We start from the raw sequence: 23,470 nt of genomic DNA, 5'->3' as shown, positions 1-23,470 counted from the left end.
ATTCACTTTTGTGCAGGCGGGTTTCCAAGGTCAAGTCGGCCTTACATGCGACGGTTTGGTTTTTTGCTTTGTCTGGGCAGCGCGGATCCCTGTTGCACCACCTACGCAATGTGACGCCGTGGTATGACTTCGTTGAGACGGGCGACTTTGTGACAGACTATTTAGGCAGGGCCCCAGTCAGCTAGGCTTGGGTATCAACACCATTAAGCTTGGTGGTCTCAACCAGAGGATAGGCGATTGCGGTAGCCGCGCGACCGGCATCGGAGTCGACAAAAAAGGAATTTCTACTGCCCAAGAACACACAGCGGATTGAACCTTTGGCTGAGCATTGTTCAGTTCCAGAAACCCATTTGTCAGGTATCTTCGCATTTTCTTCTTTCAACCATGGCTTAGTGGATCGAATTGGCGTGATCAATTTGACTGGAAATTCGGTCCAAATGGGTGCCAGCATTCTTTGGTCGGACGGCAGTTAATGTGACAACTCCAACAGCCCCTCACCGCGACGACTAAGTCGCGATCAAAAGTCTAAACCCAACTTAACCTTGAACTTTCAAGATGTCATTTTGCGGGATAACCATCCCCTCAGGTGCCTCGAACTCCCGTGTTTGATTGCTGAAAGAGCGATAGAGTACTTCGTTCCTGTGCTCTTGATGCCATTTCTTCCAGCTGACGCGATATTCGACCCGAATCTGAGAGGGGCCGCCTCGGTTGCTAATCCCGGATGCCGGATTGTTGGTAAGACTGCCTTTTTCATTGAGGCAAAGCATTGTGCAAGCACGGTCTTCCACCACCGAGTTTGGGAATGCACGCTCGACGCGTGCCAAGAATTCCATATCCGCACCAAAGCGAACGCTGTCCCAGTATCCAACAAGCGAGAAAACCTCTCGCCTTAACATCAGCGAAATCATGGCGCGGCGCAAAATGCCATCAAAGCTGTGATTTGCAATGCGCGATAGATAGTTCGGGCGGCCAGTTTCGTCCAAACGGACCATGTGCCCGTAGGTTCCAACCAACGAATGGTCATGCAGCAAAGGCCGCACTTGGCGCTCTAAACGGTCCGGTAGCGCCAGATCGTCTGCATCATGGCCAGTAATGAAATCGCCCGACGCAACAGTTAAGGCACGATTTTTCGACACATAGGGTCCCACATTTACCAGGTTGTTGAGAACTATGAGGCGTGGTTCTTGTTGTGCCAGACCAGCCAGTATTTCAGCCGTGTTGTCTGTGCTGTTGTCATCGACGACAATCAGTTCGAGGTTTCTCCAAGTCTGCTGGAGTATGGATTGCACCGCCAATCTGATCGTGGTCTCAGCATTGTGTGCCGGCATCACGACCGATATCTTTGGCTGCGAGCCAACCACAGGTGGCAAATCCTCAAAGCTGATACGTAAAAACCTGGCATCTGTTCCAGGTTTCAACCTGATGACAGAACGACTGTGTCGTTTCAGCCAGGCATTCATGTTCTCAGTCCACGCCACATCATCTGTCGCTGCAATTGCTTTGAAAAGATCCGTAGTTCCGGGCGAATGGTAGAAGTCATTTCGCCTGAGATAAGAAAGCGTCTTCTCGAGTCCATCAGATAGAAGCATGTCGTAGGCTGTGATGATGCTGCTATTTAGGTCTGCTTTCCTTTTCTTGGTAAGAAACAGAATTCCGGGTTTTCGAAGGACCCTTAGGAATCGGGCCCAGCGCGATAGTTTTCGGCTAGCTCTTACCCTTTTTCTGCCAAGAAAACTCACCTGTACTCTCCCAGGGTTATGAACACATAGGTACAAAAATGGAACTCTATCTCCGCGCGGCGCCGCGACCGCCAGAATTGCGGGACGTAAGCCTGGCGAAACTAATACGGCAGGTCGGGAAACTCAACAAAGGTTGCTGTTGCGCAGCAGGTTGCCTACCCGAAACTTCCTACGGTTGAATCTCTTGGATATCGAACTATAAGCACCTGTGCTTGGAAACTCTGTCATTTGAACAGCACATCAATAGTTATAACATCTGCGGGCAAAAAAGTAGGGCAAAACATGAGGAAACGTGCTTTAAGCTTATACGCTGTAAGCGAAAACTCATCCTCAAATCGATTGCGCCCACCGGGTTTTATTCGGAAGGTGTTTCGCCGAAAGCTCAAGCGAGAGATTCGGAGTAAGCGCGCACAAATGACAGAACTGAATCGCGAACGCAGATACTCGGAGGCATTAGTGCTTTGTCGCCAAATCTGCCAATCGAGCTTCGCGCGCCCTCAGGATCATTTCCAACGAACCAAAATTCTTCATGCGTTGGGTAAGGGCGCTGTAGTCAGGCGATATGTCGACTGGCTCTACACCCTCTATGATCGCCAACAGATTTCACGGGCGGATTTGGCTTTCCGTCTGTGGAAATCATGGCGGCCGAAATCGGCGATGAACGTTCTGGGGGAACGTCAGAACTGGCAAACCAACGCAACCGCCGAGCGTAGCGCCCTGTTGTCGCTGATTGACCTGCGCCGCTATGTCGAGGCGCGTGAGCTGAATTCAGATCTTAAACACGTGAAGCAAAACAGCCGCCTCAGTAAGAGAATCAATACTGCGCTTAACTCGTTGTCCGCTGAAGGCATATCCGCTGAGGAAGAGGAAGACATCGCCTTTTCGGTACTTAGGCATTGGGTCAAATGCCAAAAAGAGCAACCGACGCAAACCTACAAGGCGCACGCCGGTCGAGTTCTGTTGTACAATCATTCGCTGGGAATTGGCGGAGCCGAGAGGCAGGTTACACATCTAATCGCAAACCTTGCTCAGGACCCCTCGGTTTCGTCTTTGCATATGCTCACAAAAGAGCAACCCAGGAACGTCTACAAGCTTCCAAGCGGGTATAGCAAACTGTCAAATCATCAACTTGATGACATGCCGGTCTCGCTGCCCGACCCGTGGAAAGACGAGCCTACTCTACAGAGTGTTGCGTCACTATCTGAAGCGATAGGAATGCGGTGGCTTCGCTCGGCTTTGGGCACCCTTTACGAGTTGCGTCCGGAGGTTGTGCACATAAGAGGCGGCCTACACGCCGAACTTGCGCTGGCAGCGGTTATCTCAGGTACGCCGCGTGTTGTAGTGCATTTCGGATCGATGACACGCGGCCAGCAATCGTCGGGGTCCGAGATCGAAAGCCTGCGCGAGAGGCTTTCCGAATACACCATCAAACTATGCGCGCAGTTCCCGCAGGTTGTTCTGGCCGCAAACAGCAGGGCCGCTGCTGATGATTGGGCCCAAGCAACAGGTTTGCCCGATACGCGCTTTACAACCATTTACAACGCCATTGAGCCCAAAGAACTTGGCTTTAAGGAACTGAGCCCGCCAAAACCAGATTCCGGCCAACAATTGACTGTTGGCGGTGTCTTTCGGTTTTCTCCGGTGAAGGATCCGCTGCTATGGGTCTCGGTCGCCAAAAGAGTGAACACCGCGATCCCGGGCACCCGCTTTCTAATGGTCGGTGATGGACCCCTGCGGAAAGACATCGAAAAAGCCATTGCTTCTGCCGGGCTGACAGATCAGTTCGTACTGCCCGGCCTAGTGTCCGAGGGCTTGTTCGACTATCTGCGGCAAATGGACTTGTTTCTGATGACCACGTGTACAGAAAGCCTGCCAAACGCAGTAATCGAGGCTCAACTCGCAGGATTGCCCGTTGTCGCCCCGGATGTTGGTGGCATAAACGAAGCAATTGCCGACCATGACACCGCAAGGCTGACAATGCGAAGCGCTGATGCATTGGCTCAGGCCGTTATTGACGGGTTGCAAAATGAAGATTGGCGCGCATCTGTGCATGCGCGTAGTCCGGGTTTGATCATGAACAAATTCTCGCGCGCCGCGCAGCTGAATGCTGTTAAAACAGCTTACGGGTGGTGCTAAGATATGAAATACAGGCCAGAAATTGACGGCCTCCGCGCGCTTGCAGTGATCCCGGTTATCCTTTTTCATGCGGGATTCCCTTATTTCACAGGAGGTTATGTCGGCGTAGATGTGTTCTTTGTAATCTCCGGTTATCTCATCACAACAATACTCGTTGGCGATCTTGAACAGGGTCGCTATTCAATCCTTAAGTTCTACGAGCGCCGCGTAAGGCGCATCATTCCTGCCCTTTTCTGCGTCGTTGCGGTAAGCTTTGTCGCGGGTTGGTTCATATTGCTTCCGGCAGATTTCAAAAGCTTTTCACTCAGCGTTGTTGCGGTCACAACGTTCTGGTCTAACTTTTTTTTCTGGATGGAAAGCGGATATTTTGACACCGCGACCGAACTAAAACCACTTTTGCATACCTGGTCATTGGCTGTGGAAGAGCAATTCTATATCTTCTTCCCGATTGCGCTCGCGCTGCTCTGGCGATTTGGCCTCAAGATTGTCTTTGTCGTGCTAAGTCTGATTTTTGCAGTCAGTTTTGCATTTGCCACCTGGGATCTCGGCGCGTTAAGCGAACCCGAAGCGGCATTCTATCTGCTTCCTACGCGCGCTTGGGAATTGATGGCTGGCGCGCTTACCGCACTTTATTTGGGACGCCCAAACCCGTGGAGACCGGGTTCGGCCCTGTCCGGAGTTCTATCGGTTCTGGGTATTGCGCTGATCCTGTATGCTATCCATGTCTATGACAAACACACGCCATTCCCTAGCCCTTATGCATTAGCACCCGTGCTGGGAACCGTTCTGATCATCTTGTTCGAGCGTCGAGGCACGTGGTCTTTCCCTATTTTGGCCAATCCGGTTTGCATAGGTGTCGGATTGATCAGCTATTCTGCATATCTTTGGCATCAACCCGTCTTGGCCTATGCCCGATATCTGAGTTGGCACGAGCCGCCGCTTTGGTTCATGGCAGTGTTGTGTGGCTTCACGCTCTTGCTTGCCTTCCTCAGCTACAAGTTTGTTGAAACGCCATTTAGAAAAGGTCCAGTATTTCCTGGTATGGCAATAATGCTGCCGGCAGGGGCAGCCGGGGCCGCGCTGATCGTGGCTGGCCTCGCTATCACCTGGACGCAGGGCGTACCGGGCCGTTATACCGAAAATCATCAAGCGGTTTTTGAGCAATATGATGATCCAGCAAACTATGTACGCGGGCAGTTCTCAGAATTCCAAAAAGCAGAGTTTGATGGGACTGATCAACGGAACAAGCTGCTGATTATCGGTGACAGCTACGCGCAGGACATGCTTAACGCTGTGCTGGAATCTCCATTGGCAGACAAGTTCCAACTTTCGACCTTCTACATATCTGGGCGCTGCGGTAACCTGTTCCTGAAACGTGATTTCACGGATCTTATCGCTCCTAAAGATCGTGAGTTGTGTGCAAAAAGGCCGGGCTACGAGGACGAAACGCTGCAGGCCCGGATAGAGCATGCGGATGAAATCTGGCTGGTATCCAGCTGGAAAGATTGGCACGTCGAGAATCTGCCTGAAAGTCTTGAAAACCTTGGCGACGTGACACTGGCAAGAATTCGGGTTATGGGACGCAAGAACTTCGGTTCCGGTATGTCTCTAAAGCGTTACATGACGGAATTCGAAACGGGCAACGAGGACATATTGGTTGAAATGAGCCAAGGCCATTTGGCTACTAATCAATCCATGAACGAAACTCTATCACAGGCACAATTCGTGGACATTTCAAACTTGATGTGCGGCAATGGTAAAACGTGTCGCAATACGAACGAGGACGGGCTTTTGATTTCATATGACGGAGGCCACCTGACCCGCGCGGGCGCAATTATGCTGGGTCATCGCTTGACCGAATGGCTGGAACAATGATTTGAGAAGGCTCTCAACTCGCATCCAGAGCCCTAAGGTGTTCTTAACTAAACAACAAAACAAGGAAACAGACGGGTGCAAAAAGTTCTGATTACCGGCACGGCCGGGTTTATTGGTTTTCATCTTGCCAAACTGCTGCTCGCGAATGGAGACAGAGTGCATGGCTTTGACGGGATGACAGATTACTATGACGTCCGTTTGAAACAACGCCGCCATGCCGCACTGTTGCAGAACCCCAATTTTTCCTGTGATGAAGGAATGCTGGAAGACGCGGAGAAATTCGATGTCGTCGCCGACCGTTTCGAGCCCGATGTCATCGTTCACCTCGCCGCACAAGCCGGTGTCCGTTATAGCCTTGAAAATCCCCGGGCATATATCGACAGCAATGTCGTTGGAACATTCAATGTCATGGAAGCCGCACGTCGCCACAAAGTTCAGCATTTGCTCATGGCGTCAACGTCCTCGGTTTATGGTGCCAACACAGAAATGCCGTTCGATGAATGCGAAAAGGCAGATACGCAGTTGACGATCTATGCGGCGACCAAAAAAGCAAATGAGAGCATGGGCCATTCCTATGCCCATCTCTGGGATCTGCCCACAACCATGTTCCGGTTCTTTACGGTTTACGGCACATGGGGTCGACCTGACCTTGCGCTTTATAAATTTGTCGATGCGATACTGGATGACCGGCCGATCGATATCTACAACCACGGCGATATGTACCGCGATTTCACATATGTTGACGATCTGGTACGCGCGATCTCTCTTTTAATCAAAGCCGTGCCGGTGCGTCCGGAGAATCCGGAAGACATCGAAGAAGGTGACAGCCTAAGCCCGGTTGCACCTTACCGCGTCGTCAATATAGGTAACTCGGACAAAGTGCGGTTGCTGGACTTTGTCGACGCAATCGAAGATTGTCTGGGTAAGAAAGCTATCAGAAACTACATGGACATCCAAATGGGTGATGTCCCGGCAACCTGGGCAAACGCGGACCTGCTGCAGCGTCTGACCGGATATCGCCCTCAGACCGATTTCAAAGATGGAATTCAGAAATTTGTCGACTGGTTTCGCGACTATTATGACAAATAGAGGACAAAGCGCACCTTTCGTAGACATTGCCCAAACGTCAGGGCGCAGGTGCCTGCGCTTAGACAGGACGCTGTGAAAATGACAATGCCCCGCTTATTCCGCCTGACATACACTGGCACATTCAATCTAAGACGCCTATTAATCCTGTCGTGATAAACGGGGCAATTCAAAACATTCGTCAGGCATTGGGCCAAGTCAGTGACCCGGCAACTTTGTTCGCCAACATCGGCTCTGTGGCTGCTCTGGCGGTTTCAGGTGTTGCGCTAAACCTGTTGATCGGTAGGTACTACGGCTTTGAGGGGCTCGGCGTATTCAGCCAATCCCTGTTGTTTTTCCTTATTCTGGGTCAGGTATCGGCGGGTGGCTTTGCCTTTGCGGCACTATACTATTTTTCCCGCCATGGCGCATCGGACCCCAGCGCACGTACCTATTTGATAGCAGCTTTTTTGCCCGTTCTCGCGGTTGGCATGCTGATGGCATTGCTGCTGTGGCACGGGGCACCGGTCATCGGTTCAGTTCTCGACAGCCCGGAGCTGGCAGAAACCATGCCTGCGGTCGGGTTAGGGGTAATGTTGTTTGGCCTCAACAAGGTTGGCGTTCACTCGCTCAATGGGATGGAACATCTCAAAACCTATGCGGTCCTGCAGGGTATTCGTATGCCAACTATGCTGTTGGCATTTCTGGCTTTGCTAATCCTGCACGCCCCGACAGGGTGGTTTGGATGGCTGTTTGTGGCATCCGAGGCACTGATATTTTCGCTCATGCTGGTGATGCTTTGGCTCTATACTAGGGGAACACGTCTGGAGTTTAGTAGACTATTTGCGGTCATGATCAGCGAGAACGGACGTGGTTGGCGGGGTGCATTAATCGGATTGCTGTCGGATGTGAACAGCAGGATAGATGTTTTGGTTCTGGGTCTTCTGGCATCCGACAGGGTTGTGGGCATGTACGCTCTTGGCGCGATGTTTGCAGACGGATTGCGTATGCTTCTCGCTGCGGTCCAAAGCGTCATTAATCCGCGGGTTGCCGATTATTTGTTCCATCAAGACAGGGCTGCATTTGACGAGTTGTATTCGTCCTTGGCGTTAGTTGGCAGGGCAATCAGTATCGTCACGCTGATATGCGCTTCGGGGTTGCTGATTTTTGCCGCCCCAGTGCTGCTGGGTGCCGAAGATAGTCGAACCTCCACCGAAGTATTTTTAATCATGGGCCTCGCGACGACAGTTGCAGCTCCTGCGATAGTTCTCAATCAATCGTTCACCCAGGGAGGGCAACCAGTCTTACAAACAGCGTTCTTTGCGATCCTCGCAATGCTAAACTTGGTGTTCAACCTCGTGCTGATCCCGTATTTCGGCCCACAAGGCGCAGCGGTAGCAACGGGAATCGCAGAGATCGCGCAGCTTTATCTGCTGCGGGTGTGGAAACCCAGATTGTTCGGCACGACTTGATATTCCGGCTTCAAAGAATGGTCGCACGTCTGATATGCCCCGTGAATCAATACCGTCTGGGGATTGACAGAATCCTCGTCATGGCTTTGTCGAAATTCACTCCAACGGTCGCCAGGTATTCGCGAAGATCGTCCATCCTGGGCTCATTTTCGATTTGAATACGTTCGGCACCGAATTCTCGTGTGATCTTACCGTCGCGAATTTGATTTGAGCGGAAGGTATCAAATTCGGTAAACCCAGCAACCGTGCGGTAGATAAAGTTGTAGAACGGTGCCGTTCCGTCGCCAATTCTCCACGTAGTCGGACAACCCTCTGGGACTTCAAAACCATATTCGTCGATCAAAACGCGTTCGACGGTTTCTTCTTCCCACGGGATATAGTCAAAAAGCTGAATGTAGTCATGCTTGAGGAAATAGCTCGAGATGAACGCTTCTATGCTGTCCAGTAGCGAGCGGTTCAGATAAGCGGGGTTCCGCAGAAACTGACCTGCATAATACGACATGTAACGGAACTTTTCGATCATCGACAGGTTCCAAAGCCGCCGATTCCCCTCATTGATGCCGGCAAAGCCCGCTTTGAACCAAGTCTTCTCGTAGCGCCCGTTCTCGCAAAAGATAATCGCGGGCACGTCCAGTTCTTTCTGCAAGCGGTTCGCGTGCTGATAAAACTGTTTATCACCCGCTGTGAATATCGGAACCATCCCTAGTTCCGGCCGTTTGAGCCATGCTTCGATATTCTTGCGGATGTTCTCTTGCTTACGAGGAATGTCCGCCGAAACGATGATATGCTCGATGCCCAGTTTGGCGCAGACGCGCGATGTGTTGCGTCGGGCCAAGTCTGTCACCATGCCCCAATCGTAAGTGAAGGCAATCGGGTTCAGCCCAAGTTCTGTCTTTGCAACGTGAAGACCATAGCAGCTGTCTCGTCCGCCACTGACCGCCATAAGGCAATTTGGGCGATCTATGATGTTGCGTAATTTTTCGAGCTGCGCATCCAGTTCGTCGCGCTCTTTCAGCGGCGTCAGAAGGCTGTTGCGGCACCAGTTGCATACACCAGCATCATCAAACTCGATAAAGGGCATCGTGTGGGGCAGCAGACAGTTTGTGCAGCGGCGTAGCTCGGCGTTTCTTGGGTCCGTAAGCGCGCTTAGATCTACTGGTTTCGTAGGCGCTGCTGGTTTGATCGCCTTTTGGTCGTCGGTCACGCACCAGCTGTCTACAGTGCCCGGATCATAGCGGCGGTCATCACCTTTCTGGATTCCAACGCTCGCAAGATGCGCTTCCATCAACCGAAGCATTTCCCGCTCGGACATAAGAAGCCTGCCGACCGGAGCACCATCACGCATCAACCGCGCCTCATAGAGCGAGCCATTGTTAGATGCCGCATGTATTTGACCGAACACTGTGTCAACCATCAGGTATGAAACGACCCCCTGAAGATCGTTCAGCGTGGCCACATTGGCGTCCTCGGCGGAGTTGCCAGCATCAAGATGGTGGCGCAACCGGGTTGGGATTGCCAAACTGTCCAGCTCGGGCACGGGAAGGTCAGGGGCAAAGAATTCGCTGTGATTGACAATCACCCCGTTATGCACCCCCACAAATCCTTTGTCATCAAAGGGTTGGTTATTGTCATGAAAGGCTCTGAGACCATTTGTAACCAGCCTTGCGTGACCAATAATTGCAACACCGCCGTTGTCGGGATTCACAAAGGCTTTTTGGGAAAACTCGGCGAATTCCGGACCTCGAACGATTGCAGACGCAGAACTTGGGCGCTTGATGTAAAAAGTCCGCCCGTTTTGATAGGTGCAGACTCCCGCCGCTTCCCGGCCCCGCCGTTCGGCAATCAGGAGCATTTCGCGCGTCAATCGGGTCAGGATTACCGCGTCGAGATTGTGATTGGCATCAAGCGAAAGACAGAAAATCCCGCACATAGGCGTTCAACCCTTCAGTTCGTTGTTCGGCATTCGGACCCTGACTTCGCTATCCCAAAAAATGCTGCAACGCCATTGCTGTTTGCAAGATGCGTTCGTTATTTGCACGCCCAGTTCGCTGCGCACTCAAAATGCGCTCGATGTAATCAGAATTGAAAAAGCCAACGCGCTCGACGGCCTCACGGCTGAGATAATGATCGATCACGGGTCCAAATTGTGGACCATTTATCCAAACAGTAGTCGGAACCTCGAATCCCATCTTCTTATACGAACCAAGCGCGGCTACGGCATCGGGTGCACTCTGCTGCAAATAGTGGTTCAAGGCTTTCTTCAAAAGCCGCTTGGGATCTGTCGCGTGAAACCGGACCCCTAGTGGCAGAGTTTTAACCAGCTCCGCCATTTCAACATCCAAAAGCGGAATCCGCGTCTCGACGCTTTGAGACATATAGGCGTTGTCGTTCGGAACCAGACTGCAAGATGCCAGAAAGCTCTTGATATCAATGTATGAAAGCTGGTCTATCAGGGGCCAGTCCGCGATCCGCTCGCGGTATTGGGTGAACGCAATCGCTGGATCAATTTCACCAACTATCGCATAGGCTTCCGGCGTCAATGCCTCTTTCCAATCACGATAGCGAATGACTTCTTTGAAACCGTAGAAGCTGCGTAACAGATCACCTGTCACGGATTTTGCAAAACTCTGCGCCATAAAACTAAGCGGCAGTCGGCTAGATCCAGCTGGCAGCAGATCGGTGGCATTGGCGATCAGAGATCTGACGGGCGCGGGAAGGTATCGGTAGTAGCGTGCAATATTCGCAGCATGAAGTGTCGGGTAGCCGCAGAACAACTCGTCACCGCCTTCTCCGGTCAGCACCGCCTTATAGCCCTGCGCGCGAATTTCTCCGGCAAGAGCTTCGGACGCCGAATTGACCCAGACTCCATAAGGCTGACCATGTCCAGCATAGCGATTTGGGACAATGCTGGCGAATTGTGCTTCGCCGAGACGTAAAACATGATGCTCACGATCCAGCGCCTTGGTCCAGGCAGCAGCCAATGGGCTTTCGTCAAAAGCGGCCTCGTCATATCCGACCGTATAAGCTTGGCCGGTCCCCCCTTGCGCCCAGGCAGCCGCAGAGACTGCCCGGCTATCAAGACCTCCAGACAACAGTGTCCCGACAGGTCGATCCGCCATCAGGTGTCTGCCTACCGCCCGTGGAAGCACATCGGCAACTGCCGCTATCGCATCGGCTTCACTGCGACGGCTATTGTCGGGATTGAAAGTCATATCCCAATAGCGGTGTTTTTCCTGACCTTGCGCAGTGCAAACCAAAGCACATCCCGGTTCCAGCGCCCGTATATCCTCGAATGCTGTAAAGGGCTCGGAAACATACATACTGCCGAGAAAGGTGGCGAGCCCTTCGGGGCTATATTTGTTCGAGAAGCCCTTGACCGATTTGAGCGCATTGAGCTCGCTGGCAAATAGCAGATCACCAGGGACCGACAGGCTCTTAAGAAGATAAAGGGGCTTCATGCCAAAGCGATCGCGGGCAATGATCACCTTACCCTTGCGCAAATCGTAGATTGCAAAGGCAAACATACCGTTGAGATGATCCAGAACTTCAAGCCCAAATTCCTCGTATCCGTGAACCAGAACTTCGGTATCAGTGTCGGTGGAAAACCTGTGCCCCATTGCCGTCAGGCTGCGTACGAGGTCTGGCGCATTATAGATTTCGCCATTCATTACGACGACGACAGTGCGGTTTTCGTTCCAGATCGGCTGGCGACCGTTCTCCTCACCGACGACCGCAAGACGGGTGTTACCCATCCAGACGCGATCGCCGTTATACTGTCCACGTTCGTCAGGACCACGATGATGAAGCCGATCCAACATCGTCGCGAGACAAGCTTCAGCTTTTGTTGGATCAATGGTCTGCGTTAGCGCCAAGATACCCGCGATGCCGCACATTCCTCAGGCGTCCCGCTGTTTTTCGGCAATCATATACATTACATCGCCGGTCGGGACATAAATGGTAAGCTTGCCCAAACCCATCTTCACCGCGAGCTTTCCGAATGACTTCGGCAACAGGCCAACCCTCCCCGCCTTGTAGACAATAAACGCGACGTTGGCGTATTTCCCCATAGACTTGGAATATGATGTGTATAGCCCAGCGCTTAGAAGCGCCTGCGCCATCGCGGGACGAGTAAAAAATGAAAGGTGTTCCGGTGGTGTCATAAATGGCCACCGACGGCCTGTAAGCTTAGCCATATTCGCGCCAATGTCAGGGGTCGTCACGATCATGCGACCTCCCGGCTTGAGCCAGCTTGCCGCGCGCTTCAGAACTGGTTGCGGATCGTACACATGCTCAATGGTGTCAAAGATCAACACGCCGTCAAAGCCACCGTCCGGGAGGCTGGGGTTAAAATCTTCGACTGACCCTGAACTCAGCCTGTCGGCAGGTAAATTCGGAAGCCTGGTCCGTGCCTCCTCAATCCCGGCCTCTGAAAAGTCCATACCGTACCATTTGTAAGTATCTGCACAGGTTGCGATAAACTGCCCTGCTCCACAGCCGATTTCCAGCAGACTATCCCCGGGCTTGAACCCGGCGCGATCCATTAAATTGTGGCGACGCTCATACTCAAGCTCTATGGCTTTTGGATCGGTATATTTGGCTTTCTGAAAATAGAGGGTCCCATAGAGCTCTTGAAGTTCTGCAACAGAAGGCTCTGGGTCAATTTGCTGAAACCCGCATGCGCCACATTTGAACAGGTCAAACTGTTCAAAGCGATAACCCGATCGCAGTTCTGTCGTACCGCCGCACAGGCGGCACCGTTCATGCAGCTTCATCTTTTTGCATGGTGCCTGCTTCTATGCGCGCCAAGGCCGCGTCGGTACGGGCTTGTGCGATACGGATGGCTGAAACCTGATCGCAAACGATCCCCATGAAAAAGAGGATCAGAGATGTCAGAAGCATTACAGCGCCAAGGACAGGCAGACCCAGCCCCTGTGCGACAATCACGATCACCGAGTAAACAATACCCAGAGCGGCCAGCGTAAACGAGGGCAACAAGAACAAGCGAATTGGATCATATAAGGCCACAAGACGGGTGATCAGGAGAAGCACATTAAAGCCATCCTTGATTACAGAAACCGATGACTTGCCAACCCTTTTGCGAGTTTCAATGGGCATGAAGCTCACGTCGAATTTTTGTTTGAGATAAAGGATCAGCGATGTTGCGGAGGCTGAAAATCCATTTGGCAACAACTCTGCGAATGACAACAACTGAGTGCGTCGGTAGATCCGCAAGCCGCAATTAAGATCGGGGATTTGCTGACCCACCAGAAGCCTCGAGAACCCCGACAGTATCATCTTACCGGGTTTGCGAACCGGGTCCACATGAGAAGATTTGCTGCGTGCACCAGAAATCAGCGCGGGCTTGGTTCGCTGCCATTGTTTGATCAATGCACGGGCCTGCTGGGCCGTGAACTGACCGTCAGCATCATAAAACATGACAAACGGAGTCGTGGCCTCTTTCAAACCTGTTTTCCATGTTCCCCCATAACCACGATTGCGAGGGTGCGAAATAACATGAGCCCCTGCCGTACGGGCAACTTGGGCCGTATTGTCAACGCTTCCATCGTCAACCAACAGCAACGTCACTTCTGGAAGCTCATCCCGCAATTCGCGGATCACCGCACCGACGGCCTGTTCCTCGTTATAGGCAGGCAATATGATTGTGATATTTTCCGGTGAGAATTCTTCCACGGTTCAGCGCTTTCTATGGCCTAATCGATATTGCTGTTAACAGGGGACATGCTTTCTTACAAGCGCGGTCGTTGCTGCTATTGTGCGCGTCGGTAGTATGCAAATGGACCAAGTTCCAACTGCAAGTCAAAACCATACTCGGAGACAAGCCGTGCTTCTGCCAGTTCTTGCACGACGCGACGATCAATCACCACATCTGGTGAACCAAGCACATCCACAAATCCAGTAATAATTGGAACCTGAGCGTCGGGATCACGTCGCGCTTTGCGGATGGCATCAATTTGGTCCATCAATGCGCGATGCTCGCGCGAATCAAGGCGACCGCTGTACGATATAAAGTTATTGTCCTTGCGATTAAAAGTCAGCGGTAGGAACGCGACGTAACGCAATGCGCTAGAAAGATAATCATAGCGCAAAACCGGGGTGATCGGACCAACGCCGTCAATTTCAGCCATCTTCTGAGAGAACTGTCCAAACTGCGTCAGATTGGTATCTTCTATGCTCTGACCTTTGGTCATGCGATACAGACCGTGGCTGGTAGACGGGTAGGCAAACAACCAGACCCAGGCGGCGAGCGCTATCGTACAAGTCGGAGCGAGGCACGAGGCCTTGGGCTTAAACCGCTGCGCCAGATATGTGATCAGCATAAACATGCCAATATATGCTGCGGGAACTCCAAAACGCGTGGCTCGAATGAAATCAAGCTGCAGAGGGCCACGCGCCTGCGCCGCCGCGATAGCTTGATCAATCGCAGAAATACCCAATGCCAAAAAAATCGTGGTGGTAAAGAAACCAGCAACCCAATACCACGACTGCGGAAAAGACAGACGTGACCGTAGATGCGAAGGCAGAATGCTTGCAAAGGTGACGACCAATACGGATAACCCGCCAACAACGAATAACACGCCGAAGAAAGGTACGACAACTCGATCCGCCCACTCCATGCCCGGTACGCGAGAAATCAAGATAGACATGCGTCTGACGCCTCGCAATGTTGATAGATGATCAATCGCCATGCCGACATTCGCATAAGGAGAATTTGCAAACTGCTGCAAGGCTTCCTTGTCCCCTGCAGCGAAGGTTTGAGAAAACAACAAAGCATACGGGCTCATCAGCGCGAGATATAGCACCCCGGCAAGCACATGATGAACTAAAGCATAACCCGAGCCTTGGCCCTCACCTCGCCGCAACAAACTGACAAACAGAAGAGCCAGAGCAACAGGTGGGCCAGAAGGAAGATGCAGGTAGCTCGCAGCGGCAGCGGCGGCCATCAGTGCATAGGGTCTGGGTCGGGACGGGGATATCAATATCAACAAAAGCCAGGGCAACGCTGCACCGTATGCGCTGCGCAGAAGCGGTGAATAGTAGTGACCCCATAAATCACCGGAAATCGTAAAAACCGTGGGAATGCTGATCAGTGCAAGAGCGATCGCAACATTCCGATTTAAAAAGAGCTGTTTTCCAAGAAGGTAAAAGCCGCCCATCTGCGCCATCGCTATTGGGAAACATATGATCACATAAAAAAAGCCGAGCTGAACCCCTGCTAACCCAAGCAGATAGTTGGGCCACATCAAAGCTGCCTGATAAAAACTGGTTGTGCCATCGACGCCCAACAACACATCATCCATGAACGCTTCGGGCTGAATCCAATGCGCGATGATATAGAGAATGGAACCGTTGTCACCGTTTTCGATCACGAATGGCGCACGTGTGTTCAAGGCGAGAAACATTTGAAGGAGAAACGCGACGCCGACAAAAATTGCCCATGCTGACCACTCCGAACCGTATCGCCCAACTGCAGAGCGGTGCTGAAGTTCATCAAGATTGTCAGACCCGTTTTGACGCATGGGTTCCATTTGTTAACTTTCAATCTATCGATATACGAATCCTGCAACCAAAGACGGCTTCGCGGTCACAACTGTCTGGTGATATTTGTCAGCTCGCGGATATTACATTGCACATAGTAGATCTTTGAGCCTCTATCTCTCTTCCGCATCTGTCCACGTCAGACGCAATTACATGCGCGCGCAAAGTCACCCTGCTAGGCTCTTACGACATTTTTCGCACCAGTATCATATACACCTCTTGTGTCGATGATGAGCTGGGCGTGCTTGGTGATCATTTCATAGTCAAACTTATCATGATTGGTCGCGAGAATGATCGCATCTTGCGCGGCCAGCACTTCGGGCGTCAGCGCTTCAGACGACAAGTCGAACTGGTGTTCCCTCATATTCGGGAAAACCGGAACATGTGGATCGGAATAACTTAGGACACCACCTCGGTCCCGAACTTTCTCCATCAGCGCAACGGATGGGCTTTCACGCATATCATCTACATTTTTCTTGTAGGCGATCCCCAGAACCATGATTTTACTTCCGCGAACCGATTTGGAACGCTCGTTCAAAGCCGAGGCGAGCTTGCCAAAGACATAGTCCGGCATTGCGGTGTTGATTTCACCGGCCAATTCGATGAAACGCGTATTTACACCGTATTCACGGGCCTTCCAGGTTAGATAAAAAGGGTCAATCGGGATACAGTGCCCACCGAGGCCAGGGCCAGGATAGTAGGGTGTAAACCCAAACGGTTTTGTTGCCGCTGCTTTGATCACCTCAAAGATATCAATTCCCATTCGATCGGCTACGATCTTCATCTCGTTTACAAGACCAATGTTCACCGCGCGGTGGATATTCTCTAGAAGCTTCGTCATTTCGGCGGTCTCAGTCGAACTTACTGGAACAAGACTGTCAATCGCGTGATCATACAGAGCAAGACCTGCTTCAAGACAAGCTTCGGTGTGACCTCCAACGACCTTCGGAATAGTATGGGTAGTAAAATCTGCGTTGGCCGGGTCTTCGCGTTCTGGAGAGTAGACAGCAAAAATTGTCTCACCGGCCTTTAAGCCATTGCGTTCCAGACGTGGCAGAACTTCTTCCTTAGTTGTGCCTGGATAGGTGGTGCTTTCCAATGCTACGACCTGCCCTTCACGCAAGTACGGAGCGATCTGATCGCAAGTACTCGTGACAAAGCTCATGTCGGGCTCGCGATACTTGTTCAGCGGAGTCGGTACGCAGAGCATTATTCCGTCGGCTTCTGCAATCCGTAAGAAATCGGTTGTCGCTTCAAAGCCATTCTCGCACGCTTGTCCAATACGTGCATCTTCGATGTGTTCAATGGAGCTATGTCCGCTATTCAACTGGCGAACACGCTCTTCATCAAGATCAAAGCCCAGAACTTTGTATCCGATTTCTGAGTACCGAAGCATCAGAGGTTGGCCGACATATCCTAGTCCGACAATACCGATTACGGCAGTTTTGTCCGATAATTTCTTGAGTAGATTATCCAAACACATTTTTTGTGAAGAAGAAGCGTTCATTGAATCATACAGACCATTTTTTTAAAAGTTATTTCAGACCAAGAGAATTTTCCCGGCGGGCTCTTTAGGTCGGCTTTTATATATTTGCACAAGGATGGCAAACAAAAAACTGTTACTGAGCTTGTCTAGGTTCTGGACTCATTAAATTGGTGATGGTCATCCCACCTGCGCGATTCATACCCGTGAGTTTCAGGGGTATAACATGAGCAATCTATTCTGGTTGAGTGACGAGCAGATGGCGCGGCTTCAGCCTTACTTTCCAAAGAGCCATGGTAAGCCGAGGGTTGATGATCGACGCGTTCTGAGTGGAATTATCTTCATAAATCGCAATGGGTTACGTTGGTCCGATGCGCCGCGCGAATATGGGCCACCAAAGACACTGTACAATCGCAGGAAACGATGGAGCGATTTGGGTGTGTTCGCTCGCATCATGACTGGGCTTTCTGCGGAGGGAAGCGATCATAAGACCATCATGATTGACGCGACTTACCTCAAAGCACACCGCATGGCTTCCAACCTGCGGCTAAAAATGGGGGGCGCGGCAGGCTGATAAGGCGCACCAAGGGTGGCATGAATACAAAACTGCAGGCCGTTACTGACAGCCTCGGACGCCCTATCCGCTTCTTCATATCCGCTGGGCAGGTTAGCGATTTCACGGTCGCCAGGGCTCTGGTGAACAGTCTGCCTTCGGCTGACTGGCTGCTGGGTGACCGCAGCTATGACGCCGACAGGTTCCGCGAGGCCCTTAATGAAAGGAGAATAAGACCCTGTATCCCGAGCCGCGAATCACGCGATAAACCTGTCCGGTACGACAAGCGTCGCTACAAACGTCGCAACTGAATCGAGATTACGTTTGGACGTTTGAAAGACTGGCGCCGGGTTGCTACGCGCTAAGACCGATGCCCAAAGGTCTCCCTCCCTGCCATCGCTCTAGAAGCTACCGTGCTATTCTGGTTGTAAATCAATGAGTCTGGAGCCTAGAAGTATCTAACTGGCAAATATGGCGCCTTGAGGGGTCTCGAATTCCCGACCTTCGATTATGAAGAATCTGCTTTACCGGTAGAGCTATTGAGGCGCTCCATCTAGTCGCGCGATGTGGGCCATGCATCGCCGGTTCGCTCAGGCAGTGGTGTTGACCCATTCGCTATCATCCCGCATCCTGACTCCGACTTGATCCGCTTGGCGGGTTTGGTTGGTTAATCAAATATTTACCAAGGTCATTTGAATGCTCGGAGAATCGCAGAAGACCTATGTTCTGGATACCCACCGGCTGCGCGATCCGGAAGAGACCCTTGCCATCGTCAAACCGTTTCTCAAAGAGATGGGCATCACACGGATCGCAAATTTGACCGGACTGGATCGAATCGGGTTGCCGACCGTGATGGTGACGCGGCCGAATTCGCGCTCGGTTGCGGTGTCGCTGGGCAAGGGATTGTCGCTGAGTGCGGCGCAGGCCTCGGGGGTGATGGAGGCGATCGAGTCGTGGCATGCGGAACGGATCGAGCTGCCGCTGCGGCTGTGCAGCCACACCGGTCTGGCGCAGGAAAACGTGGTTGATGTGGACCGCCTGCCTCGCGTGACCGGAGGGCAGTTTGACCCTCACGGCGCGATGCTGTGGGTGCAGGGGCAGGACCTGAACGCGGATGCTGCTTGCTGGGTGCCCTATGAGATGGTGGATACGGATTACACGACCTCTATGGCCAACGGACAGCGCGCGTTTCCGCGTACGACAAATGGTCTGGCATCGGGCAACGATGCCGCTGAGGCTAGCTGCCACGCGATCTGCGAACTGATCGAGCGCGATGCGACGACGCTGTGGCATCATCGGGGTCCAACACCCCGCATCGATCCTGATACAGTCGATGATCCGCGCTGCCGTCAGGCAATGGGCCTGATCACAGAGGCAGGGCTAGAACTGGGGATCTGGGACACGACCTCGGATATCGGCATCGCCAGTTTTCGCTGTGTAATCTGCGAGACCGGAGAGGCAAACGGCCATATCGGGATCGGGGATGGCTGTCACCCCGACCGCGCCATAGCGCTGCTACGCGCGCTGACCGAGGCGGCGCAGACACGGCTCACCTATATTTCAGGCGCGCGAGACGATCTGGACCCTGAGGAGTTTATCGACGAGGCGCGCCTGTGGCGTGGACGGTATGTACGCGAGCTGATCGAAGGCGCAAAGCCGACAGAGCGTTTTCCGGATTGCCCCTCGCATGTAACAGGGTCTTTCACGGAGGATCTCGATCTGATTCTGTCCCGGTTGTCTGAGGCCGGGATCGGCCAAGTGGTAACGGTTGATCTGTCCCGACCCGAGATCGACATCGCGGTCGTCCGCGCGGTCATTCCGGGGCTGGAAGCCCCGCATGACGATCCTGACTTCATCGCCGGTCCGCGGGCGCGAGCGGTGTCGGCATGACCGTCGTTGTTTTTGTTGGACCCACGCTGCGACCCGAGGCCGTGCAGGAACAACTGGATGCCACCATCCTGCCCCCAGTTCAGCAGGGCGATGTGTATCGTGCGGTGCGCGACAGGCCGCAAGCAATTGGCATTATCGACGGGTATTTCGACGGGGTGCCTTCGGTCTGGCACAAGGAAATCCTGTGGGCGCTGGAACAGGGCATTCCCGTATTCGGCAGCGCCAGCATGGGTGCTTTGCGGGCGGCGGAACTGGCTGATTTCGGGATGATCGGCGTCGGACGGGTGTTCGAGGATTACCTGAGCGGCGCCATTGCAGATGACGATGAGGTCGCGGTGCTGCACGGCCCCGCCGAGCTTGGCTTCATACCGTTGAGTGAGCCTATGGTCTCGATCCGGGCCACGCTGTCCGCAGCGGTGAAGGCCGAAGTGGTGTCGGAGGATGAGGCACAGATATTGCTGGGTGCAGCCAAGGCACTGCACTATCGCGACCGGGTTTGGGACAAGGTGATTTCGGCTGCAAAGACCGACACAGACTCGGCGACGTTTCGGAACTGGTTGCCCGGCGGGCAGGTGGATGCCAAAGGCGACGATGCACGCGAGATGCTGGCGCAGATGGCGCGGTACCTGGAAGCAGGTTCCGACGCGCCGGAATCGACACGCGTCGAACGAACTCTGGTCTGGCGTGAACTGCAGACTCGTGTGGATTCCGAGACCGCTCCGCATGACCCGGATGCGCAGGCACTGGTGGATGAGCTGCGGCTGGACCCCGCCCTTTATGTCCAACTACGCGACCGCGCCGCGCTGCACCTATTGGCGCGCGACGAAGCATATCGGATAAATCACCTGCCCGATCGGGATACCCTGCGAAAACAGATGACTTTACACCGTCGCGCGGCCCGCCTGCCCCGCCACTCCGATCTGATGGAATGGTTGCAGGACAACGATCTGACGCTTGCTCAATACGAGGCGTTGCTGGCGGACTGTTCCTACAAAGATACGGCCATCACAGCGCGCGCGGATGAGCTCGACGTTGCCCTGCTAGCCCAACTGCGCCACGATGGTCGCTATGGCGCGCTGAGAGATCGGGCGCGACGCAAGGCCAGCCGGATGGCGGGGCTGGATCGGGTGAATGGTTCTGCAAACAGAATGCAATCGCTGCTCTGGTATTTTGAAACGCGGCTTGACCAGGCGGTGCCAGATGATCTTGAATCCCATGCAATCGCGCTTGGTCTTGACGGGCGCGAGGCGTTTCTTGATCTGATTGAAGCTGAATACATGTTTTGCCACACCGAAGGTGAACCGGGACAATAACGGGAGGGGACAATGACGATCTGGCCCGACTACTCGGACAACGAAACTCCGGGCACACGGTTCTTGCTTTATCCGCAATCGCCCTTCTTAGAGCCGAATTCGAAACCTGAACTGGTCGAGATCTCTGCCCCGCAGGGTACGATCGGACCCGGCCCCTCGGGGCCGCGAATGTATGCGATGTACCCGGTCGACAAGACGATCCCCTATGGCGCGATGATTGAGGGCGAAGAAGGGCCCGAGATGTATCTGCCCGCCTGGGATGGCTATATCCTGCCGCCCCCTGAACCCGACGAGTTCGGAAATTTTATCCATATCGATCCCGACGATCCGGCCTTTGAAGCTGCCCATCTGTTTGGCGCAGCACATTTTACGATGGATGTGTGGGAGGGCTATTTCGGCCGCCCTATCCCCTGGCATTTCGAGCGTGATTTTGAACGGTTGGAACTTTCCCTGCTGCCCAGCCTTGATAACGCGCATATCGGCTGGGGATTTCTGGAGACCGGCGGCACTCGAGAACATGGCGAGGAATACCGCCCCTATAGCCTTAATTTTGACGTCGTAGCGCATGAGATCGGCCATGCCATCATCTACAGCGTCATCGGCATGCCGTCAGAAGAGGACGCAACTGGCGAGTATTATGGATTTCATGAATCAGCAGCAGATATGGTGGCACTGCTTGCATCACTGCATTTCGGTTCAGTCGTAGATGAACTGCTGAAGAACACGCGCGGGAACCTGTATACCTATAACCGGCTCAGCCGATTTGCAGAGCTGTCCCAAAACTCGCAGATCCGCATCGCCGCTAATGACCGGACTCTGTCCGAGTTCTCACATGGCTGGTCCAGTGAACACGCGCTGTCGGAACCGCTGACCGGGGCGATGTTCGACATTCTGGTCGATATCTACCACGAGCGGCTGGTTGCACATGATGTGATCGACCCCGAGATGGAGGAGCTTTCGGATGAGCTGGAAGGCTCTGACGAATACAACGCGATCATGCAGGATTTATTCGACGAGCATTACGCCGCTGAACCGGAAGGATTCCGCGTGGCGCTGATAGAAGCGCGGGATTTGCTGGGAACCTATCTTGCCGACGCTTTGGACATGCTGGATGCTGATATGTTGAGCTACTTCGGGGTTGAGCGCGCGTTGGTTGTTGTTGACCAAGAGATCACAGGAGGGGCATTCCGCCAGATCATCGAAGGCAATTTCCGCATGCGCGACATCGGATTGACACGCCCTGGCCCGCGTCTGACTAAGCCGGATGGGTCGAGCCATGCAGCATCGGTCCGAACACTAGCGCCCGAGCCAAAAGAACCTTAAAGTCTTTGTTTTTACCTCGGTTTTATGTCAGGTTACGGGCACGGGGTGATAATTCGACAAACGAAGCGCAGACCAATGCGCAAACAGGGACGGACGTGGCAGAAAGCTCCGTCAGCCCCCGATAGGGAGAAAGTGATATGTCTGAGTCGTTACTCAGTTTTTCCGAGGTATTATTGTTTGGGCGAGAGTTAAGTGATCTAAAACTTAAACAGAAATCGGTCCGGTTGGCGCTTGAGTCGCCAGATGTCGCCAGCATTCCGACAGGATTTACCAGAATAGACGGTGTACCGGTCAGAGAAAACGACCGGGTAATGCTTCAGGTCGGAACGACGCCAAACACAGACTCGGGTATCTACAAAGTTGTATCTGCCGGAGGAAGTACCTTTAATCTGGACCTGACCAGACGCAAGAAGGTTTCACACGATTCTCTGGTTTACATTCGTCGGGGGCGGCAATTCAAACATACATTCTGGCTGCAGGCCGCAGATCACCACAACAGGCAGTTATATGTTGAACAAGATGACCGCAGAAGGGGTCGTGGCGTCAACAACTTCATCGGGGACCAGTTCGGAGGCGATGCCCGGCTGGCCCGGATTTATGGCTTCGCATATGACGGCACATATTACGAGATGCCGGAACCGACAATCTTTCTGGTCCATGGCGAAGGCGACAGTGCCACAGGTGGCAACCTGCCCTATGGGTTCAGCATGGAAACTGCCGGAGGTGCAGATACGACACAACAGGCCGCGCGTGCTCCGCTGGATCCGTCCAGGTCCGGTGTCGCGGCGGCGGATTACCAGATGGCGAACGACATCCGTGTCTGGAACTATGATCAGGCCGATTACACCATCCGCATGGATATTGCTGCCGGTCAGGTCGAAGAAGTGCTGCTGGACGTCTATTTCGAATACGACGCGCCGATGATGGCCGGAGCCAAGGTATCGGGAGCCAAGGTGAGCGGGGCCAAGGTTTCAGGCGCCAAGGTCAGCGGGGCCAAAGTTTCGGGTGCTAAAGTTTCAGGTGCCAAAGTCAGCGGTGCAAAGGCCCGCGGGGAATAGGGCCTG

16 protein-coding genes and 1 pseudogene are annotated in these 23,470 nt (G+C 53.2%); 10 read left to right on the top strand and 7 right to left on the bottom strand.

Annotated elements, in window-relative coordinates; genetic code table 11:
- Positions 1–536: 536 nt before the first annotated feature.
- A complete protein-coding gene (locus ACR0KN_RS15745) occupies positions 537–1,739 on the bottom strand; it encodes a glycosyltransferase family 2 protein (protein ID WP_480654875.1) in 1,203 nt (400 codons plus the stop codon).
- Between the two features lie 414 nt (positions 1,740–2,153).
- Here ACR0KN_RS15745 and ACR0KN_RS15740 point away from each other — a divergent pair, with 414 nt between their 5' ends.
- The 4 genes from ACR0KN_RS15740 (at position 2,154) to ACR0KN_RS15725 (ending at position 8,287) form a co-directional block, all read left to right on the top strand.
- Positions 2,154–3,875 (top strand): glycosyltransferase, encoded by a 1,722-nt coding sequence (locus tag ACR0KN_RS15740; protein WP_480654873.1) that lies wholly within the window; start codon positions 2,154–2,156, stop codon positions 3,873–3,875.
- A gap of 3 nt (positions 3,876–3,878) precedes the next feature.
- Entirely contained in the window at positions 3,879–5,750 is a 1,872-nt protein-coding gene (locus ACR0KN_RS15735) for an acyltransferase family protein (RefSeq protein ID WP_480654871.1), read from the top strand.
- A 75-nt stretch (positions 5,751–5,825) separates the two neighbouring features.
- Positions 5,826–6,839: an NAD-dependent epimerase/dehydratase family protein gene (locus tag ACR0KN_RS15730; protein WP_480456017.1), complete on the top strand. Its 1,014-nt coding sequence runs from the start codon at positions 5,826–5,828 to the stop codon at positions 6,837–6,839.
- A 149-nt stretch (positions 6,840–6,988) separates the two neighbouring features.
- Complete coding sequence (locus ACR0KN_RS15725) at positions 6,989–8,287, top strand: oligosaccharide flippase family protein (protein WP_480654869.1); 1,299 nt, start codon at positions 6,989–6,991, stop codon at positions 8,285–8,287.
- Positions 8,288–8,333: 46 nt separating this feature from the next.
- On the opposite strand, the gene ACR0KN_RS15720 is transcribed toward ACR0KN_RS15725, so the two are convergent.
- The 5 genes from ACR0KN_RS15720 to ACR0KN_RS15700 form a co-directional block, all read right to left on the bottom strand.
- Positions 8,334–10,139, bottom strand: a complete 1,806-nt coding sequence (locus ACR0KN_RS15720; RefSeq protein ID WP_480654867.1) for a hypothetical protein — start codon at positions 10,137–10,139, stop codon at positions 8,334–8,336.
- A gap of 127 nt (positions 10,140–10,266) precedes the next feature.
- Complete coding sequence (gene asnB, locus ACR0KN_RS15715) at positions 10,267–12,180, bottom strand: asparagine synthase (glutamine-hydrolyzing) (protein WP_480654865.1); 1,914 nt, start codon at positions 12,178–12,180, stop codon at positions 10,267–10,269.
- Between the two features lie 3 nt (positions 12,181–12,183).
- Positions 12,184–13,059, bottom strand: a complete 876-nt coding sequence (locus ACR0KN_RS15710; protein WP_480654863.1) for a class I SAM-dependent methyltransferase — start codon at positions 13,057–13,059, stop codon at positions 12,184–12,186.
- Complete coding sequence (locus ACR0KN_RS15705; RefSeq protein ID WP_480607236.1) at positions 13,046–13,978, bottom strand: glycosyltransferase family 2 protein; 933 nt, start codon at positions 13,976–13,978, stop codon at positions 13,046–13,048. Before ACR0KN_RS15705 ends, ACR0KN_RS15710 begins: the two co-directional genes overlap by 14 nt.
- A 77-nt stretch (positions 13,979–14,055) precedes the next feature.
- Positions 14,056–15,708, bottom strand: coding sequence for a hypothetical protein (locus ACR0KN_RS15700; protein WP_480654861.1), 1,653 nt, complete (start codon positions 15,706–15,708; stop codon positions 14,056–14,058).
- A gap of 35 nt (positions 15,709–15,743) precedes the next feature.
- On the opposite strand from ACR0KN_RS15700, the gene ACR0KN_RS15695 reads away from it, so the two are divergent.
- Complete coding sequence (locus ACR0KN_RS15695) at positions 15,744–15,953, top strand: hypothetical protein (RefSeq protein WP_480654859.1); 210 nt, start codon at positions 15,744–15,746, stop codon at positions 15,951–15,953.
- Positions 15,954–16,019: 66 nt separating this feature from the next.
- Here the strand turns inward: ACR0KN_RS15695 and ACR0KN_RS15690 are convergent, their stop codons facing one another.
- The gene (locus tag ACR0KN_RS15690; protein ID WP_480654857.1) at positions 16,020–17,327 is read right to left on the bottom strand and encodes a nucleotide sugar dehydrogenase; all 1,308 of its coding nucleotides are present in this window, start codon (positions 17,325–17,327) and stop codon (positions 16,020–16,022) included.
- A gap of 226 nt (positions 17,328–17,553) precedes the next feature.
- On the opposite strand from ACR0KN_RS15690, the pseudogene ACR0KN_RS15685 reads away from it, so the two are divergent.
- From ACR0KN_RS15685 to ACR0KN_RS15665, 5 genes and pseudogenes are all read left to right on the top strand, one after another.
- Positions 17,554–18,311 (top strand): annotated as a pseudogene (locus ACR0KN_RS15685) (IS5 family transposase).
- 265 nt (positions 18,312–18,576) lie between these two features.
- Positions 18,577–19,770 carry a YcaO-like family protein gene (locus ACR0KN_RS15680; protein WP_480654855.1) on the top strand — a complete coding sequence of 398 codons (1,194 nt, stop codon included), beginning with the start codon at positions 18,577–18,579 and terminating at the stop codon, positions 19,768–19,770.
- Positions 19,767–21,083 carry a TfuA-like protein gene (locus ACR0KN_RS15675; protein WP_480654853.1) on the top strand — a complete coding sequence of 439 codons (1,317 nt, stop codon included), beginning with the start codon at positions 19,767–19,769 and terminating at the stop codon, positions 21,081–21,083. Before ACR0KN_RS15680 ends, ACR0KN_RS15675 begins: the two co-directional genes overlap by 4 nt.
- A 12-nt stretch (positions 21,084–21,095) precedes the next feature.
- Positions 21,096–22,406, top strand: coding sequence for a gluzincin family metallopeptidase (locus ACR0KN_RS15670; RefSeq protein WP_480654851.1), 1,311 nt, complete (start codon positions 21,096–21,098; stop codon positions 22,404–22,406).
- A 137-nt stretch (positions 22,407–22,543) separates the two neighbouring features.
- Positions 22,544–23,464 carry a hypothetical protein gene (locus ACR0KN_RS15665; RefSeq protein WP_480654849.1) on the top strand — a complete coding sequence of 307 codons (921 nt, stop codon included), beginning with the start codon at positions 22,544–22,546 and terminating at the stop codon, positions 23,462–23,464.
- Positions 23,465–23,470: the final 6 nt, after the last annotated feature.

Source organism: Ruegeria sp. AP7, assembly GCF_056539905.1.
This window is presented reverse-complemented; position numbering and strand designations above follow the sequence as displayed.